Annotated in this window: 22 protein-coding genes and 1 tRNA gene; 20 read left to right on the top strand and 3 right to left on the bottom strand. The window is 38.5% G+C overall.

Going from position 1 to position 18,238, the window contains the following annotated elements; genetic code table 11:
• Nucleotide 1 precedes the first annotated feature (1 nt).
• From sdhB to ACLGGR_RS15270, 3 genes are all read left to right on the top strand, one after another.
• A complete protein-coding gene (gene sdhB / locus ACLGGR_RS15280; RefSeq protein ID WP_024427169.1) occupies nt 2–766 on the top strand; it encodes a succinate dehydrogenase iron-sulfur subunit in 765 nt (254 codons plus the stop codon).
• Between the two features lie 121 nt (nt 767–887).
• Nucleotides 888–1,349, top strand: a complete 462-nt coding sequence (locus ACLGGR_RS15275) for an acyl-CoA thioesterase (protein ID WP_065214556.1) — start codon at nt 888–890, stop codon at nt 1,347–1,349.
• Nucleotides 1,350–1,428: 79 nt separating this feature from the next.
• Complete coding sequence (locus ACLGGR_RS15270; protein WP_410973396.1) at nt 1,429–2,148, top strand: biotin--[acetyl-CoA-carboxylase] ligase; 720 nt, start codon at nt 1,429–1,431, stop codon at nt 2,146–2,148.
• 26 nt (nt 2,149–2,174) lie between these two features.
• Here the strand turns inward: ACLGGR_RS15270 and ACLGGR_RS15265 are convergent, their stop codons facing one another.
• Nucleotides 2,175–3,305 (bottom strand): 2-methylaconitate cis-trans isomerase PrpF family protein, encoded by a 1,131-nt coding sequence (locus ACLGGR_RS15265; RefSeq protein WP_410973395.1) that lies wholly within the window; start codon nt 3,303–3,305, stop codon nt 2,175–2,177.
• A 135-nt stretch (nt 3,306–3,440) separates the two neighbouring features.
• Between ACLGGR_RS15265 and ACLGGR_RS15260 the strand changes: the two genes are divergently transcribed.
• From ACLGGR_RS15260 to ACLGGR_RS15215, 10 genes are all read left to right on the top strand, one after another.
• Nucleotides 3,441–4,301: a LysR family transcriptional regulator gene (locus ACLGGR_RS15260; protein WP_024423208.1), complete on the top strand. Its 861-nt coding sequence runs from the start codon at nt 3,441–3,443 to the stop codon at nt 4,299–4,301.
• A gap of 153 nt (nt 4,302–4,454) precedes the next feature.
• Nucleotides 4,455–5,771: a CitMHS family transporter gene (locus ACLGGR_RS15255; RefSeq protein WP_251216409.1), complete on the top strand. Its 1,317-nt coding sequence runs from the start codon at nt 4,455–4,457 to the stop codon at nt 5,769–5,771.
• 206 nt (nt 5,772–5,977) lie between these two features.
• Entirely contained in the window at nt 5,978–6,202 is a 225-nt protein-coding gene (gene gerE / locus ACLGGR_RS15250; protein WP_003184172.1) for a spore germination transcription factor GerE, read from the top strand.
• Nucleotides 6,203–6,351: 149 nt separating this feature from the next.
• A complete protein-coding gene (locus ACLGGR_RS15245) occupies nt 6,352–6,792 on the top strand; it encodes a MarR family winged helix-turn-helix transcriptional regulator (protein ID WP_410973394.1) in 441 nt (146 codons plus the stop codon).
• A 7-nt stretch (nt 6,793–6,799) separates the two neighbouring features.
• On the top strand, nt 6,800–7,618 hold the full coding sequence (gene racE, locus ACLGGR_RS15240; RefSeq protein WP_373271705.1) for a glutamate racemase: 819 nt from the start codon (nt 6,800–6,802) through the stop codon (nt 7,616–7,618).
• A 100-nt stretch (nt 7,619–7,718) separates the two neighbouring features.
• Entirely contained in the window at nt 7,719–8,780 is a 1,062-nt protein-coding gene (locus tag ACLGGR_RS15235) for a GerMN domain-containing protein (RefSeq protein WP_142945579.1), read from the top strand.
• A gap of 151 nt (nt 8,781–8,931) precedes the next feature.
• On the top strand, nt 8,932–9,660 hold the full coding sequence (gene rph, locus ACLGGR_RS15230; RefSeq protein ID WP_065214560.1) for a ribonuclease PH: 729 nt from the start codon (nt 8,932–8,934) through the stop codon (nt 9,658–9,660).
• A gap of 10 nt (nt 9,661–9,670) precedes the next feature.
• Nucleotides 9,671–10,273, top strand: coding sequence for an XTP/dITP diphosphatase (locus tag ACLGGR_RS15225; RefSeq protein WP_095409231.1), 603 nt, complete (start codon nt 9,671–9,673; stop codon nt 10,271–10,273).
• A 14-nt stretch (nt 10,274–10,287) separates the two neighbouring features.
• Entirely contained in the window at nt 10,288–10,812 is a 525-nt protein-coding gene (locus tag ACLGGR_RS15220; protein WP_410973393.1) for a YfcE family phosphodiesterase, read from the top strand.
• 120 nt (nt 10,813–10,932) lie between these two features.
• Nucleotides 10,933–11,006, top strand: a tRNA-Arg gene (locus ACLGGR_RS15215).
• Between the two features lie 301 nt (nt 11,007–11,307).
• Here the strand turns inward: ACLGGR_RS15215 and ACLGGR_RS15210 are convergent.
• Nucleotides 11,308–12,288, bottom strand: coding sequence for an SDR family oxidoreductase (locus tag ACLGGR_RS15210; protein ID WP_410973392.1), 981 nt, complete (start codon nt 12,286–12,288; stop codon nt 11,308–11,310).
• 214 nt (nt 12,289–12,502) lie between these two features.
• Here ACLGGR_RS15210 and ACLGGR_RS15205 point away from each other — a divergent pair, with 214 nt between their 5' ends.
• The 7 genes from ACLGGR_RS15205 to ACLGGR_RS15175 all read left to right on the top strand — a co-directional run bounded on the left by ACLGGR_RS15205 (nt 12,503) and on the right by ACLGGR_RS15175 (nt 17,699).
• The gene (locus ACLGGR_RS15205; protein WP_211043139.1) at nt 12,503–12,712 is read left to right on the top strand and encodes a hypothetical protein; all 210 of its coding nucleotides are present in this window, start codon (nt 12,503–12,505) and stop codon (nt 12,710–12,712) included.
• 361 nt (nt 12,713–13,073) lie between these two features.
• On the top strand, nt 13,074–14,330 hold the full coding sequence (locus ACLGGR_RS15200; protein WP_410973391.1) for a PIN-like domain-containing protein: 1,257 nt from the start codon (nt 13,074–13,076) through the stop codon (nt 14,328–14,330).
• A gap of 16 nt (nt 14,331–14,346) precedes the next feature.
• Nucleotides 14,347–14,685, top strand: coding sequence for a hypothetical protein (locus tag ACLGGR_RS15195; RefSeq protein WP_410973390.1), 339 nt, complete (start codon nt 14,347–14,349; stop codon nt 14,683–14,685).
• A 72-nt stretch (nt 14,686–14,757) separates the two neighbouring features.
• On the top strand, nt 14,758–15,468 hold the full coding sequence (locus tag ACLGGR_RS15190) for a hypothetical protein (RefSeq protein ID WP_410973389.1): 711 nt from the start codon (nt 14,758–14,760) through the stop codon (nt 15,466–15,468).
• Nucleotides 15,469–15,731: 263 nt separating this feature from the next.
• The gene (locus ACLGGR_RS15185; RefSeq protein ID WP_410973388.1) at nt 15,732–16,523 is read left to right on the top strand and encodes a hypothetical protein; all 792 of its coding nucleotides are present in this window, start codon (nt 15,732–15,734) and stop codon (nt 16,521–16,523) included.
• A 1-nt stretch (nt 16,524) separates the two neighbouring features.
• Nucleotides 16,525–17,247 carry a hypothetical protein gene (locus ACLGGR_RS15180; protein WP_410973387.1) on the top strand — a complete coding sequence of 241 codons (723 nt, stop codon included), beginning with the start codon at nt 16,525–16,527 and terminating at the stop codon, nt 17,245–17,247.
• A 92-nt stretch (nt 17,248–17,339) separates the two neighbouring features.
• The gene (locus tag ACLGGR_RS15175; RefSeq protein ID WP_410973386.1) at nt 17,340–17,699 is read left to right on the top strand and encodes an HNH endonuclease; all 360 of its coding nucleotides are present in this window, start codon (nt 17,340–17,342) and stop codon (nt 17,697–17,699) included.
• A 195-nt stretch (nt 17,700–17,894) separates the two neighbouring features.
• On the opposite strand, the gene ACLGGR_RS15170 is transcribed toward ACLGGR_RS15175, so the two are convergent.
• On the bottom strand, nt 17,895–18,233 hold the full coding sequence (locus ACLGGR_RS15170) for a hypothetical protein (RefSeq protein ID WP_024423199.1): 339 nt from the start codon (nt 18,231–18,233) through the stop codon (nt 17,895–17,897).
• Nucleotides 18,234–18,238: the final 5 nt, after the last annotated feature.

The raw sequence follows: 18,238 nt of genomic DNA, 5'->3' as shown, positions 1-18,238 counted from the left end.
GATGAGTGAAAAAAACACAATTCATTTCATAATCACACGTCAAGATACAGCAGATGGAAAGTCTTATGATGAGGAATTCGAAATCCCTTACCGTCCGAATATGAACGTCATTTCTGCACTTATGGAAATTAGACGTAACCCGGTCAATAAACAAGGTGAAAAAACAACGGCGATCAACTGGGATATGAACTGTCTTGAAGAGGTGTGCGGAGCTTGTTCTATGGTTATTAATGGAAAACCACGCCAGTCATGTACAGCACTAATTGATCAGTTAGATCAGCCGATTCGTCTCCAGCCGATGAAGACATTCCCGGTCGTGAGAGACTTGCAGGTTGATAGAAGCCGCATGTTCAACTCCTTGAAAAAAGTAAAAGCATGGGTGCCGATCGATGGCACATATGATCTTGGACCTGGACCAAGAATGCCTGAGAAAAAACGTCAATGGGCGTATGAGCTTTCTAAATGTATGACATGTGGTGTCTGCCTTGAAGCTTGTCCAAACGTGAATGATAAGTCTTCCTTTATGGGCCCTGCACCGCTTTCGCAAGTACGTCTATTTAACGCACATCCGACAGGTGCGATGAATAAGTCTGACCGTCTAGAAGAAATTATGGGTGACGGCGGTCTTGCGAACTGCGGGAACTCTCAAAACTGTGTGCAGGCTTGTCCGAAAGGAATCCCGCTGACAACATCAATTGCAGCACTTAACCGAGATACAACATTACAAGCTTTCCGTAACTTCTTCGGAAGCGATCACGCAGAATAACATCACATTCAGTCCTCTTTGCCAATCATGATGAGTGTTTACAAGAGGCTGGGTGGAACACAAAATAAACGCCTCTTCCAATATGGGAGAGGCGTTTATTGATGAATAAGGAGATGATGAAGTGAGACTTCCGTCATATATTGAGGAACCATTTGAAGAATGGAGAGCATCCTTTCGATTTTATGTCGAAACGACTGTCCGTTTTTCAGAAACGGATATGTTTGGCCATATGAACAATGTCACCCCTTTTGTATATTTTGAAGAAGCACGGATTGCCTTTTTTCAAAAAACCGGAATTGTTGATAAACGAATGAAACGAGTGAAAGAGACAATTACAGTCGTGGCCAACCTGCAATGTGATTACATCAAACAGGTGGAGATTGGGGAGAGACTTCGTGTGTATGTAAAGCCAGAAAAAGTCGGATCAAGCTCACTCATCCTTCATTATTTAGGAGAAAACGAGCAGCAGGAACCATGCTTTACCGGCTCAGTCACTATGGTGCAAATTAATAAAGAAACAGGCGCACCTGTCCCATTTACAGAGGAAGAAAAAGAGACATTTCAAGCTCAACGAAATAAATAACATAGAGCCCTCATCATCGTGTAAGTTTCATTTTGTTATAATAAAAGGATCATATCAAAAAGAAACAAAAGGAGAACACATGAAGATTTTTCAATATGACACCATTGATAGTACAAATAATGAAGCAAAAAGGCTTATGCAAAAAGGAGAAAAACCCTCATTTGCTGTCTATGCACATCAGCAGACAGCAGGAAGAGGCAGGCTAGGCAGACCGTGGGAAACGCCTGCAGGGAATGTCGCTGTGACCATGACAGTTTTGCCGCCAGAAGAACTCTCCACCCAGTCTACGATTGCTCCGCTGACGGCACTTGCGATCTACGATGTTCTCAAACCTCTCATGAGGGCTGAGGATCAGCTGGCGATCAAATGGCCAAACGATATTCTTATTAATGAAGCAAAGATATCAGGCACATTAATTGAAGCAGACCGTAACGCCATTTATATCGGGGTTGGCATCAATGTGAAGACAAAGCCGGAGCATGTTCCGTACAAAACCATTTGCCTATCAGAGCTTACAGAGGTAAAAGCCGATCAGCTTGTGAAGGAACTTGCCACGGCTTTTGAAAAATATCATACACGCTGGAAGAATGAAGGGTTTGAAGCACTCACAGCTCTCTACAACAAACGGTTATATCGTCTTCATAAACCGCTGCGGATTTCGTTAGACCGTGAAAAACAAACATGGGAAGAGGGCATTTGCTGCGGAGTCAACCGCTACGGTCATCTCCAGCTAAAAGATGAGAAAGGGCAGATAAAAGCTCATTCTGCAGGAGATATCGATGCACCGCTTCAGCATTAAAAAAGCAGACGAGAACATCGTCTGCTTTAAGCTTCTCTTTTAATATGAGGCTGAATCACATAGTCTTGTTTTGTGAAGACAACTCCGTCTAGAATTTCTCTTGCCGTTCGAATAACTTTGACTCTGTTTTGAGAGATGTCAATTTCAGTTTGCATAATACCAGCAGGATGCCCAATACGAAGGGTGTCATCTTGACCTTGAAACAGCTGAGAAGGAAGCGTTTCATCCAAGAAACAGCTGGCTGTCACGCAAACAGAGCCGGTAATGGCAAGTGCTTGGTGCGGTCTTTGCATCGATAGCATACGAACAATGATGTCCATATCTGCTGCTCGTCTCAAGATTCCATTTGTATCTACATAATCAGCAGGCTCGCTAATGAGTGCAAGCTTTGGAACAGCTGGAGACTGTAATGTGGCCATTTCTTTAGGTGCAAAATGACACATTTCAGCAGCGAGGGAACGAATTTCTTCTAAATCATCCAGTAATTCGTCTGTAAACTCTTCAGGCAATTCAGTCCCTTTTAATTGAATATCTTTGGCACGAATAAAGGCAATTGGATTTGCAATGTCAACGATCGAGATTGGAATCTCTCCAAACTTTGTTTGAATCGTATCAATTTTGTTTCCAGTCGGAAAGGTTTTACCTGTGACAGCGCCTTCAGGTTTCTCAAAGGATAAATAAATGGGAGAACCAGTTCCTTTTACTCCTGGAATCTCTGCCTGTCCTTCAAATTTCACTTCTCCATTTTCAACTTCGACCTCTGCCGTAATGACTTTATTTGTATTGGTATTGAGGATACGTACAGTTGTAATGGGCTCAACCGCTTGAACAAGTCCTTTAATGATCGCATACGGCCCAACGGCTGATGAGATGTTCCCGCAGTTTCCTTTAAAGTCGACAAATCTCTCATTAATGCTGACTTGTGCAAATGTATAGTTCACATCCACATCCGGGCGTGTGGCTTTATCAATAATGGCCACTTTGCTTGTTAAAGAATTACCGCCGCCGATTCCATCGACCTGCAGCCGGTCAGGGCTGCCCATAATGTCTAATAGAAATGCTTCGAGCTCATCGTGTTCATATGGTGCATTGTTTGCGTGAATGAATACTCCTTTGCTTGTACCGCCTCGCATGATTGTGATTGGAACTTTTCTCATTACTCTCACCCTCAATTTTTAATTAACTGTTTATCTAACCAAAATGGTAAAGTATAATAAGAAATAAGTTAAATACATTATTTTAAGATAAATCGATAAAAATATTTTATAATTAGTAAAAAAGGAGGGCATATAATGGATGAAAAAGATTGGCGGTTTTTAAAGGTACTTTATGAAGAAAAGAACATCACAAAAGCGGCAGAAAAATTATTTGTCTCTCAGCCTGCCTTAAGCTATCGATTGAAACAGCTTGAAGAGGAGTTTGATATGAAGCTTTTCTTTAAAAGAAAACGAGGAATTGAATTTACATCAGAGGGGGAATACTTGGCTAAATATGCAAATGACATGCTCAAACAGCTGCAGCAAACGAAAGATGGCATGCTCAATATGCAAAAAAAGGTCAAAGGAACGATCCGGTTGGGGGTCTCAAGCAACTTTGCCCAGTATAAACTGCCAGAAATATTAAAAGAATTTTCTAAGCAGTATCCACATGTTCAATTTATGGTCAACACAGGCTGGAGCACAAAGGTAATGGATTTATTAGGAACATCAAGTGTGCATTTAGGGATTTTAAGAGGCGATTATGACTGGAATGGAGAGCGTTTTTTGCTCGATAAAGAGCGTCTTTGTATCATTTCAAAATCAGAAATCCAGCTAAAGGATCTCCCGAATTTGCCGCTCATTGACTATCATACAGACAGTTCATTGAAACGGCTGATTAATAGATGGTGGCAGGAAACATTCACAATGCCTCCGCTTGTGACGATGGAAACAGACCGTCAGGATACATCAAAAGAGATGGTGAAGCATGGTTTAGGCTATGCCATTGTCCCAGAAATTTGTCTCAGACCAAGTGATGAGTTATTTGTAAAAGGTCTTTCGTATAAAGATGGACAGCCTGTTTTAAGAGATACATGGCTCATGTACCAGCCAGACTCACTTCATTTGTCTGTTGTGAAAGCGTTCATTGAGTTTTTAAGAAATCAGCAAGGGTGATTATAAAAGAAATTTATTGAATAGACGAAAAAATCAATATTTTCATTATAAAAAAAGCTATTATATCCTTGAAATAGAAAGCGCTAACATATAGATCGCAAGTGCAAGGGGGCGCTTGCAGATCATGTAAAGAAGAGGATGGAGGGATATAAAGTGCTAGCTATTTTAGGGATCTTGATGGTCTTGACATTTACATTTCTCATTATGACAAAACGTATGCATCCGGTGGTGGCTCTAACCGTTGTACCTATCATATTTGCATTGATCGGTGGCTTTAACAAAGGATTAGGGGACATGATGCTTGATGGACTGAAAACTGTTGCACCATCAGCTGCTTTATTGTTATTTGCGATTTTATTCTTCGGTGTCATGCTGGATGCTGGATTGTTTGATCCTCTGATTAAACTCATTCTACGTATTGTGAAAGGTGATCCTGTCAAAATTGCTTTTGGGGTAGCAATTTTGTCTATGCTCGTTGCATTAGATGGTGATGGAACCACAACGTACATGATTACCGTATCAGCGATGCTGCCACTTTTCTTAAGAATTGGGATGAACCCATTAATTTTAGGAACAATTTCATTATTATCATTAGGAATTATGAGCGGAATGACGCCATGGGGCGGTCCAGCTACTCGTGCAATCGCGGCGCTTGGATTAGATGCAGGCGAATTTTTCATTCCATTACTCCCAACGATGGTTGGAGGCGGTCTTTTTATACTTTTTACTGCTTATGTACTTGGGAAAAAAGAAAGAAAACGGATTGGGATTGCAGAGATTCAGTACAAAGAAGAGCCGTCCATTTCTCCTGAATTGGCTGCGTCAATTGAAGATGGAGTAGCCGATATCAAGAGACCGAATCTGATTTGGATTAACTTCTTCTTAACAATTGCTGTCATGGTCACACTAGTCCTAGATATCATCCCAATTCCTGTACTTTTCTTAATTGGATTTGTCATCGCTCTTATGATCAACTATCCAAAGGTTGAAGATCAGCGTGAGCGAATTTTATCGCATGCAGGAAACGCATTAACGGTCATCACACTTGTATTTGCAGCAGGGATTTTCACAGGGATCTTTTCAGGAACAAAAATGGTTGAGGCCATCGCCCATTTGGTCATTTACATGATTCCGGATTCCTACAGCTCATTTTTCCCGCTGATTGTTGCTTTGACGAGTATGCCATTTACATTTATTCTTTCAAATGATGCTTACTATTTTGGGGTGCTGCCAATCTTGGCTGAAGCCGGCGCAGCTTACGGGATTGATCCGGTGGAGATTGCACGTGCTTCTATCATAGGGCAGCCGGTCCACTTACTGAGCCCGCTTGTGGCTTCAACGCTGCTTCTTGTCGGTATGCTGAACAAAGATATTGGTGATTTGCAAAAATATGCACTGCTGTGGACCGTGTTAACTGCCCTTTTTACAACACTTATTGCATTGTTAACAGGCGCCATTTCAATCTTTTAAATACCACGCAAAAAAGGACGATGTCTCAAGGAGGAGACTCGTCCTTTTTTGCGTGGATGAAAGCGTAGTAAATTGGACGCTGATATGCGGGATTTCTTGATTTTAACGTCACCTACCTCAGGCACCCGGCATATGATATCTCGACTATACAGAATCCCATTCTATAGAGACTAGAGCTCTCACCTTAGCAAGGAGGGTTACAATACTTGAAGGAGAAAGAGTTTCAATCCAAGCCGCTATTAACCAAAAGAGAAAGAGAAGTATTCGAATTGCTCGTCCAAGATAAAACAACAAAAGAAATTGCAAGCGAGCTTTTTATTAGCGAAAAGACTGTTCGAAATCATATTTCGAATGCCATGCAAAAGCTAGGAGTCAAAGGCCGTTCACAGGCTGTAGTCGAGCTTCTGCGTATGGGTGAGCTAGAGCTCTAAAGTCAGCCGGTTTTCCTTCCATATCGGGAAGGAACCGGTTATTTCTATATGGTTTCCATAAGTCTCTTCTTGCATTTTCTTTGAAAAACGAGGAAAATAGACATGTACGTTTTAATCAAAGTGAGATGCTATAGTGAGGTATCAATAATATGGAAACGAATGAGTCAGGCCATGTTGCAGAGATTGAAAAATCATTGCGTCACATTGCCGCAATTATTAAGCAAAAAGGCAGAGAAATCCTGAATCAATATACGATTACTCCTCCACAATTCATCGGGCTTCAGTGGCTTTATGAATTCGGAGATATGACAATAGGCGAGCTGTCACAAAAGATGTACTTGGCTTGCAGCACAACCACTGATTTAATTGATAGAATGGAAAAAAGTGAGCTTGTCGAACGGGTGAAAGATCCATCTGACCGCCGCGTGGTTCGCATTCATTTATTGCCTGAAGGCGAGCGGATCATTCAAGAAGTGATTGCTAAACGCCAAGAATACGTCAGTGAACTTCTAGGGGCTTTCACAGAAGAAGAAGCCATCGTTTTCAACCAATCCTTAACGAAACTACAGCAGCAAATGAAAAGAAAATGAGGCGATTTTGTTGGATCAACCAATCGGCGTCATTGATTCCGGCGTCGGCGGTTTAACCGTTGCAAAGGAAATCATGAGACAACTGCCAAAAGAAAAAATCATTTACGTAGGCGATACAAAACGATGTCCATATGGCCCGCGGAAAGAAGAAGAAGTTCTTCAATATACTTGGGAAATGGCGCACTACTTATTAAAACACCACCATATTAAAATGCTCGTCATTGCATGCAACACAGCAACGGCGATCGCACTGGATGAAATCAAAGCAACGCTTGATATTCCCGTCATTGGCGTCATTCAGCCCGGTGCCCGCACAGCGATCAAGGTGACAAACAACCAGCATATTGGCGTTATTGGCACAGTCAATACGATCAAAAGCGAGGCATACAAAGAAGCACTGCTGTCACTAAAAGCAGGTCTAACAGTTCAAAGCCTGGCGTGTCCGCTCCTTGTCCCATTTGTGGAAAGCGGTACGTTTTTAGATCAGACAGCAGAGGCAGTCGTGAAAGATTCCCTTGAACCGATGAAAGAAACAGGAATTGATACACTTATTCTTGGCTGCACACACTATCCAATTTTAAAAGAACCGATTCAGCGCTTTATGGGCAGTGATGTCAGCATCATTTCATCAGGAGATGAGACAGCGAGAGAAGCAAGTACGATACTTTCATATAAAGGGCTGTTAAATACCTCTAAAGAAGCGCCTGTCCATACATTTTACACAACAGGACAGCAGCAAAATTTTCAAAACATCGCTCGTGACTGGTTTGGCTACCTGCCAGGGAAGGTCGAAACCGTGTCACTTGAACACATCTATCAGCAATAACCCCTTCTATTTGAAGTGGGTTATTTTTTTATGAAAAGGGTCTAATCCTCCGAGGGAGCTCGTATACATAGTAGTACAAACTACTAGAGGAGGGTGAAGTATGCTGAAAAAAGGATCTACAGCAGCTGTTACGTGTATCGCGTCAGCCATGCTTTTGTCAGGATGCGGATTGTTTCAAACAGACCAAGCGAAAACAGAGATTGATCCACCACAAAACGTCACATATGTGAAAGAAAATAAAGAAGATAAACAAACAGCCAAAGAAGGAAAAGAAGAGAAGCAGGCAGATACGGTCATGAGAGAATTATATTTAATTGATAAAAACGGGTATGTCGTCTCTCAATCCATTCCGCTGCCGAAAAATGAAGGAAGTGCCAAACAAACCCTTGAATATCTCGTGGACGGGGGACCTATTTCTAACTTAATGCCGAATGGATTCAGAGCAGTTTTACCTGCGGACACGAGCGTATCTGTCGATATTAAAGATGGAACGGCGATTGTGGATTTTTCAAATGAATTTAAAAACTATAAAAAAGAAGATGAACAGCGCATCCTGCAATCTGTTACTTGGACGCTAACACAGTTTGATTCCATAGCCAAAGTCAAATTGAAGATGAATGGACATGAACTAAAAGAAATGCCTGTGAACGGTACACCAATCTCAGATGATTTAAGCAGAGAGGACGGTATTAATATCCAGCACGAGGCTGCCGCTGATATGACATCGACAAAGCCAGTGACGGTATATTACTTAGCTGAATCTGATGAACAGACCTACTACGTTCCGGTCACCAAAAGAGCACCAAAAGACGAGGATGATCCGATTACAGCAGCGATTGATGAGCTCGTCTCTGGACCAAGCAAAAAAAGCCATCTGCTTACAGACTTCGATCAAGATGTGAAGCTGAATGATGTACCAAAAGTAAAAGATGGACATGTGACACTTGATTTCAACGAATCCATTTTTGGCAGTGCAGATGAAAAGAAAAAGGTCATTTCACAAAAAGTTCTTGATAGCATTGTGCTCACATTAACCGAGCTGCCGGACGTCAAAAGCGTATCTGTCAAGGTGAACGGCAAGGCTGAGCTTGTGAACGAAAAAGGAGCAGAGCTCACAAAGCCGGTTTCACGACCAGAACAAGTGAATACAGGTAGTTTTTAACGTCACACATTGATATAATGGAGAAAAAGAGGCATGCATATTCGCTGCCTCTTTTTTATTCCAAGCGATTAGAACGAGCTGAGGTTGTCAAAGTTAGTAGGAGAACCCCGCTGGCACCCGCGAGGAATGTATATCGTAACGGAGGTAAAACATGAGATTAGATGAAAGACAATATGACGAATTGAGAAAAATTGAAATAGAGGCAGGCTACATCACGCACCCAGAAGGCTCTGTCTTAATCTCAGCGGGAAATACGAAGGTGATTTGTAACGCATCGATCGAAGACCGCGTACCTCCTTTTTTAAGAGGAGAAGGAAAAGGCTGGATCACAGCAGAATATAGCATGCTTCCAAGAGCAACCGCACAAAGAACGATAAGAGAATCATCTAAAGGAAAAGTCACAGGACGTACTATGGAGATTCAGCGTTTAATTGGACGAGCACTTCGCGCAGTCGTTGACTTAGAAAAGCTTGGCGAACGCACCATTTGGATTGATTGTGATGTCATTCAAGCAGACGGCGGCACACGCACAGCGTCCATCACAGGTGCTTTTGTTGCCATGACACTTGCGATTCAAAAGCTACGAGCTGAAAGAGTTATCAAAGAAAACCCGATTACTGATTATTTAGCGGCGATATCCGTCGGAATTGATTCTCAGCAAGGACTTCTGTTAGATTTAAACTATGAAGAAGATTCGTCTGCTGAAGTAGATATGAATGTCATCATGACAGGCGCTGGACGCTTTGTTGAACTTCAAGGAACAGGCGAAGAAGCGACATTCTCAAGAGAACAGCTAAACGGATTGCTTGATTTAGCCGAAAAGGGCATCAAAGAATTAATCGAAAAGCAAAAAGCAGTAACAGGAGAAGTCATCGAATAAAGAGAAGGGTTTGATCAGGATGAAAACAGCCATCATTGCAACGCACAATGCGGGCAAAGCGAAAGAATTCAAAGCCATTCTTGAGCCAAAAGGATTCACGGTCAAAACACTAGCAGACATCGGCTTTACTGAAGAGATTGAAGAAACAGGACAAACCTTCGAAGAAAATGCCATCATCAAAGCGGAGGCCATTCAAGCCAAAGCAGGTGAAATGGTCATTGCAGACGATTCCGGTCTGTCGATTGATTATCTGGGCGGAAAGCCTGGTGTGTATTCAGCGAGATACGCTGGTGAGCATAAAGACGATGCGGAGAATGTGGAAAAAGTGCTGAGCGAACTTCAAGGCATTGAAAAAGAAGACCGCACAGCCCGATTCAGATGTGCCCTTGCTGTCAGCATACCGGGAAAAGAAACAAAGACGGTAGAAGGATCAGTAGAAGGCTTCATCGCAGAAGAGCCAATCGGCGAAAATGGCTTCGGATACGACCCAATTTTCATCGTCAAAGACAAAGACCAGACGATGGCCGAGTTATCACCAGAGGAGAAAAACAAGATCAGCCATCGAGCGGTCGCGCTTCAAAAGCTTTCATCACTGCTAGACGCAAATGAATAAGGGGGAATGAAGCCATGAAGATACTCATCATTAGTGACAGTCATGGACTCACAGACGAACTTCAAACCATTGCCAAACGGCATGCAGCTGAAGTTGACATGATGATTCACTGCGGAGATTCAGAACTCGAAACGAACCACCCAGCTCTCGAAGGATACAAGGTCGTCAAAGGAAATTGTGACTTTATGGGCGATTTTGAAGAAGAGCTCCTGCTCCCACTTGATGGAGGCGGAAAACTAATTCTCACTCACGGACATCTGCATGGCATCAAACAATCCTTACTTCAAGTCTACTACCGTGCAGAAGAGCTAGGCGCAGACATTATCTGCTTTGGCCACTCGCACATCCCAGGCAGTGAACTGCTAAGAGGAAAACTGCTCATTAACCCAGGCAGCGTGCACCTGCCAAGAGTGCGAAAAGAGCGCAGCTATGCTATACTGACACTAGATGGAAGCGAAGCAAACGTACAGTTTTTCACGGACGAAGGTCAGGTCATACAAGACCTCGAAAACACTGTCACATTGGAAGGTATTTCATAAGGGTGCAGCATTTGCCCCTTATGAAAAAACTTTCGAAAAACCGTTGACTTTAAAGAACAATAGTAATATAATAAATCTTGTCGCTGAGGTAATACACCAAAGCACACTACATAACAACATGTCCCAGTAGCTCAGCAGGATAGAGCAACGGCCTTCTAAGCCGTCGGTCGGGAGTTCGAATCTCTCCTGGGACGTACTAAATTAAAAGCCTGAACCCCTTTATTATCAAGGGGTTCAGGCTTTTTTGTTCTTCAGAACATCAGTTCGTAAATCGCTTCAAAATAGGGTTTTGGGAGGGGGGAGCGGATTTATTTAAATGATTGGATAATTCAGTTCATAATTTGGGTAGCAATAATAAGGCGGTCTACGTCCAATTTCAGACATTAGCCATGAATGCTCCATATAAACCATAGTAACTTTTTTCATTGAATGATTTACAAGTAATAACTCTACTTCTGGATTAAATTCATATCTCAATCCAATGACCTCCTTATATTAAGAATTTGTGGATTCCCCGCCGTCAACATGCAGCACTTGACCTGTAACAAAACGTGAATCATCAGAAGCTAGATAAACAAATGTTGGTGCGAGTTCAAATGGATGTGCAACTCGTTCCATTGGATTAAATGCTCCATATACAGCCACTTGGTCTGACGAGAAGCTTGCTGCAATTAGTGGCGTCCAGATTCGACCTGGAGCAACGGCGTTTACACGAATTCCTTTTTTTACAACATTTTTAGACAAAGCACGTGTCCAACCAACAATTGCCCCTTTTGTGGCTGTATAATCAATCATTTGTTGCTCACCTACATACGTTACGACGGAAGAAGTGCCGATAATAGAACTGCCTGGTTTTAAATAAGGAAGCGCTGCTCTGGTTGTGTAAAAATGTGAGTATATGTTGACTTTGAAGGTGTCATCGAATTGTTCGTCTGTAATGTCAAGAAGGCTTGGTTGTTGAAATTGGATACCAACGTGGTTACATAGAACATCTAGACGTCCGAAGGTTTTTACTGTTTTCTCTACAATGGTGATACATTGCCTTTTATCTCGCAAGTCTCCTGGCATCAATAAACAACGTTGCCCGAGTTCTTCAATTCTTGCTTTTGTTCTATTAGCATCTTCGTGTTCATCTAAGTATGCAATCGCAACGTCAGCACTTTCCTTTGCGAAGGCAATGGCTACGGCTGCACCAATACCACTATCCCCTCCTGTAATGAGAGCAACTTTTCCCGCTAACTTACCACTCCCTTTGTAATTTGTATTTTCAATAATTGGAAGTGGCACCATTAAACCTTCTACACCAGGATGACGAAGTTGACGTTGTTCAGGTAAATTAATTGGGATTTCTTCATAGCGTGTGATTTTTCCGTAATTAGGGTACATGGGATAAGGTTGAGTTTTCATTTTCTCTAAAAACATCTGTTGCATTTGTTTTATTTGTTGCAACTTACGCTCATCAGATTCTTGTGTCATTTAATTTCCTCCAAACGTACTTATTCCCTTTAAATGTTTATGTTGTTTACTGCTAATCCAAGTATTAATAATGAATAAACTTGTGAAGGAGTTATTTGAAGAGTTTTAGTAAGCTTTTATGAGTAGGTTGGAATTTCAAGGTGTTTGAATACGCATCAGCAATCAAGGCTGGGAAGTAATAAAAGTTGCAGACCAATTTATCGGAAGTCGAAAAATGTATGAAGGCGAAGAAGAGTATTTTACAGGTCCTATTAGGTATCTCAATTTTGTTCATGAGATTTTCAAAGTAGGTAGTCAGACTCCACTCTTTAAATATGTAAAGCTAATTGCCGCAGAATTGGTTTCCCTTTCTCTTATTGGTAAAGAAACTTTTGAAGTTTCCGACCTTTACTTTGAGAAAGACATTTGGTTATTGGCACTATAAGAAATTCAAAGGCGTTGCCTTGTTGCAAGAAATATTCAATCATTCAACACCAGACGTTAGATTACGATATATCGGGATTATACAAGATACAACGGATAAGACAAAGGACAATTTCGGTTTATAGTCCCACATGTACTCATGACAGGTGGATGTTTAAATGTTTCAGTAATTAGTTTAAAAATGAAATTCGACTTTTTATCAGGAAACCCCATATTCCAAGAGAGTAGGCTTGTTGTAATAGGTCATAAATTTAAAGACTTTTTTATAGCAGAGGGTGTTTCGTTCGACAAAATTTGCATTTACTTCAAATTAGGCAATTATGTTCGATAATCATTATGAAATCTGTATAGGAGGAATTAGATTGAAAGAGAAATTTCGCGAATTTTATTTTGATAAAGAAGATAAAAATATTTGGGAAGAGTCAATAATTGTTATTGATACCAACGTTCTATTAAATTTATATAGATACACTAAGGAAACTTCAGATCAAATTCTCGAACTATTAGATAAATATAAAGAAAATTTATGGATGCCACATCACGTAGGATTGGAATATCATTACAATAGAAAATCAGTTATTTTAGAACAGAGAGGATCGAATGAAAAAGTATGTTCAGCTTTTCAACAGATACCTGACAAAATTAGAGACATACTCAATAAAGATCTGTCAAATTTTAAAAAGAGACATAAAGATGACTTAGATTCTTTAGTTTACGAGATTAAAAAAGTAATTGAGGTAAAGGTACATAATTTAAAAAAGATTAGTGAAGAAGATGATCTTTTACAAAGTGATTCGATAAAATCAAAAATCACTGATTTGTATAGTAATAGAGTCGGTAACCCCTATTCTGAAGAAGAATTGAAAGATATTATGAAAGAAGCAGACAATAGATTTAATAACGAAATACCGCCTGGTTATAAGGATGTTAAAAATAAAAAAGGTATTAAATATTATAATGGGGTACAGATTCAAAACAAGTATGGTGACTTCATTCTTTGGAAACAGGTATTAGATTATGCCGTCGAAAATAACACAAATATAATTTTCATAACCGATGAAAAAAAAGAAGATTGGTGGTATGAAGCTAAAGGAAGAATTATTGGTCCTAGAGTAGAATTGTTAAATGAATTTTCTAACAAATCAGAGAAAGATTTTTATATGTTTAGCTCTATTGGGTTTATAGAAATAAAAGGTGGTTTAGATCAATCAGCTGTTTCAGAGGTTAAAGAAATAAGTAAAGCGTATCAACAAACCAATTTGTTTGAAGAGTCAAACGAAGATGCTATTTTTTATAACGTTAGAGGGATGAGAGGTGAAAAATTTCAAACTCCTTTTTCATCTTCATTTAATATGAATGAATTTAGTGAAGAAGATAAGAGTGAATTAATGATTAAATTTTGCAATTTCATAGTAAATAAGCTCCACTATTTTAATGAAAAACCACTTTACTATGCTGAGTTATTCAATTTACTTCAAAAGAAATTTGGTAGATCATACACTGAAATTATCTTGGAAATTCTAGTGAACGATATTGAAATAGAATTAATAAATGATGTGTCAGGTCTGATAGTGGATATTAATAGTCTCAGGGGTTATGTCTATAATGAGATCTTATAAAACATGGGAGGATACAATGAAATTTGATACAGATTTGATTAATTCTTTAAACAGATTTAAAAGGATTGAACTTAGTTATGAACCTGATGTTCCAGGATTTGATGAGAGTATCAGACATAAAATACTTGGTCATGATTTATTTGTAACGAAAACAGGAGTTCTTTTACTGATTCATTTGGAGAATCCAGGAAATGGCGAAGAGTATACATACAGTTTTCCTGATATCATACAGGTTGAGTTAGCTAATTACTCTAATAGTCATGAAAAATGGTATCTTTACTCTTTGGATAGGTCAAAATTTAAAGAACATATTCGCAATGAAGAAATGATTTACCGACTTATTTTTAGTAAATAAAGCATCCTAATGGGTGCTTTTTAAAAATCTGTTAAAAAGGTTACTTGAACTTAAATAATATGGAGGTTTCCAATGAAAAATTGTCTTCTTGTTTTATCCGTACTCTTAGTTCTTTTATTCGGATGTTCTAATCAAAATGTTACTAAGTTCAATGGCGATAAACTTAAAGAAGCATCTAGAGAAGAAAAAATGACTCAAAAGAAACATGACCTCACTAAAGAAGACAAAAAAATTATTAATTTTATTAAAAATAAAGAATATAATCATGTTATTAAAGAGACAAGGGATTTAGAAAATGACTTTAAAAAAGATTATTATTTTATAGCTTCCGCATACAAAAAGTTAGAACAGTTAAAAGGTGCTAAAGTGAGTTTAGATAATTATGATGATTATACTTATGTTGATGCAATGTTAGATAAAGTAAAATACAAAAACAGTCATGCAGATTTAGATTTTCTTCAAACTCAAGAAAATAATAAAAAACACATAGATGCTTTGCAAAATGATAAAGATGATCAAATTCAAGAAAATATTAAGGAAATAGAAGAAGCAGAAAAGTATTCTGCTATAAGGGAAAGAGCAACTGTGATAGAAGAGAGAACTAATAGTCCTCAAAGTGTTTCTGTTGGTATGTCTAAAGAAGAAGTATTAATTGAAGGATGGGGGAAGCCTGAAAAGATAAACAAAACTCAAACAGCAGATCATACTATGGAGCAGTGGATTTATAAAGGGAATAAGTATTTATATTTTGAGAATGGGATTCTAAGCACCATATCAAATTGAAATAGGTGTATAGAGTTAGTTGAAAGTCCTCGATATTAAACGTGGGCTTTTTTTGAGATTATTTTCATCAACTCACTATAACGAGAAAATGTCCAACTCATTTTAAGGAAATGACTGAACAGCAAGAGGCGCAAAGGATTTAGCAATTCCCTGAGTTAGACACAATAATAGATATGGTGAATTGGTGGATTATGTGGATAAATGACTACTCTAGTTATATAATGTCTTTAAAAACAGATTGGGGATTTATGGTGGAAAACAATATGGAAGATAAGGTAGAAGATAAGATGAAAAATAAACAAATAAGTGTTGTACATGTAGTATACGGTTGTATTATTACACTCTTAATAATTACGTGTATATTGGCAATAGCATTTGGGGGGAATAAAGATGCGGGGAACCAGATGAATGTTATGGCCACTGGTATTTCCGTAGTTCTAGCTGTAATTGCAATATTAATGACTTTAGTAGATGTTGCTGGTCAAAGGCAGTCAATCATTGATATAAAAGAAACTGCTGAGAAATTAAATCAATCACAAACTATTTCTCAAGAGACATTACAAAAATCAATAGAGTCTTTAGAAAAATTAATTGATTTTAGAGAAGAATTAATAAAATCTGTATCAGAGTATAAAAACGGGACAGAGGGATTAATACAAGAATTATTTAGCAAGGAAAAGGAATCAGTCAGTAAAGTCGAAATAGAAGAACTGTTGTTCAAATTTAATGAAAAAACTTCATATTTAAATTCGAAAGTAAAAAATATAGTTACAGGTGAAAGCTTGAAATTAGCGGAAAAAGATATTATTCTTGCTTTTAAACGATGGGTTAGAAAAACATACTCCCAAGATCAAACAGCAATATTCAATGATTTTCTTAAAGCGGTCTTAAAGAGATTTAAAATGAACGAATTTGAAACTATTAGGGAATACATTAATTTAAATAAAGAAGATTTCTTATACTACGATGCAGAATTAGCTGAGAAATGTATTAATTTAAATAGAATAAAAACTATTGGAGTAATTGAATACAACGAATATAACGATGTAAAGTAAAATGGCACATTTTTGGCACGATCTTGGCAAAGCATTTAGTCTGAGAGCGGTTATGATGGTATTAGGTGATAAATTGAGAGCGGCTTCCATTGTGGAGGTCGTTTTTTCGTTTGACAAATTTCAAAATTCACCGATAAAAATAAAAGGGGGAGATTTAATGAATGAAGTTATAACCGCTGCAATTATTGCGGGTATTGTTTCTGTTGTTACTGGTATTATAACAATTGTGATTCAAGTGAAAAATGCAAGAAGAACGTCTATTGTGGACACTATAAGTAGTCAAAGAATTGAATGGGTTAATAAAATGAGAGATAATTTTGTGGAAATTAACGATTTGATATTTCTACATATTGTCAAATGGGATTCGTTATTGAGGCATTCACAAGAAGAGAAAGAATGGAAGGATGATTTCAACTTCGGTGAGAGTATCGCAACAATAAGGAGATTACAAATTAATATCAGTTTACTGGTCAACCCAACAGAGGAATACTCGAAAAAACTTATTAATGAATTCAACTATGTTCTCTTGTTATTATTAAAAAATGATGAATTTGATAAAGATGTTGCAATGAAACATCAAAAAGAAATAATAATGATTCAGCAAGTAATCCTGAAATCAGAATGGAGCCGAACTAAGCAAGAAATACAAAAAGGAAAGGTTTTGGAAGATAAGGAAGTTAAAGCGATATATACTAAAAAGGCAAAAGATTTAAATTCAATTTAAGTTAGATATATATTATTATGCTATAAAACGTTTATCTTTAGCCTTTCTTTTAAGAAAGGCTTTTTAATTTATAGAGGGGATGAAGAACATGAATGAAAAAGTCATTAAAGCTGTGTAATGAACCTGGATGCCCTCAACTAACGCGCGAAGGATATTGCCAGCAGCATAAGACATCGAAGCCTTTATATGATCTGTTCCGTGAATCATCGTCACGCCGTGGGTATAATAGCCGATGGCGTAAAGCGCGTGAAGGTGATCTAGCAAAGCATCCTTTGTGTCAGTCTTGTATGTTACAAGGCAAACGGATTGCTGATACAGTAGTGGATCACTTCAAACCACATAAGGGAGATAAAAAATTATTCTGGGATTCTTCTAACTGGCAGCTGCTATGTGTATCCTGTTACGGTAGGAAGACAGCTAAAGAAGATGGAGGGTTTGGAAATGGATTATAAAAAATGCACATGTGATCAATGCGGAACTAACTTTATAATCAAGTTCTGTTCTAGGATTATGAAAATCGGACGTGGCATTAAACGACATCTTCTTGATGTCCAGGGTGTAAAGCTGAGTACACATCCTACTAAAATATGCTGAAATAAAGCAGAAGTAAATGAAAAGCCCTTCCGACATGGAGGGGCTTTTCTTAGTTATTCATCACTGGCCAATTCCCATATTTTTTGACCGTCTGTTATATAAACTGCACGTGGTGTATCTTCATAAAGAGAAATCTCAAACAAAGTGTTTCCCTCAATTAACCAAGTATATAAACTGTCTTTTTCATTATTAAGGGGAGGAGATAAAATCTTATTTACTTGAAAGACTGTAGCGTAATATTCTTTATAATTGATGTCATCATCTTCTAGACCGTTATCAGTTTCAAAAAATGTATCAGTTCTACCGATTAGCCTTAATCCATTTTCATATTCCAATGTAAGGTCTCTATTTTTGTATTTTGATAATGTTTTAAATAAAGAATCAGGTTCCATGTCAA

Source organism: Bacillus sp. BD48 (assembly GCF_046566805.1).
Lineage (GTDB): Bacteria > Bacillota > Bacilli > Bacillales > Bacillaceae > Bacillus > Bacillus safensis.
Note: the sequence above shows the minus strand (reverse complement) of the source record. Positions and strands in the feature narration are given on the sequence as shown.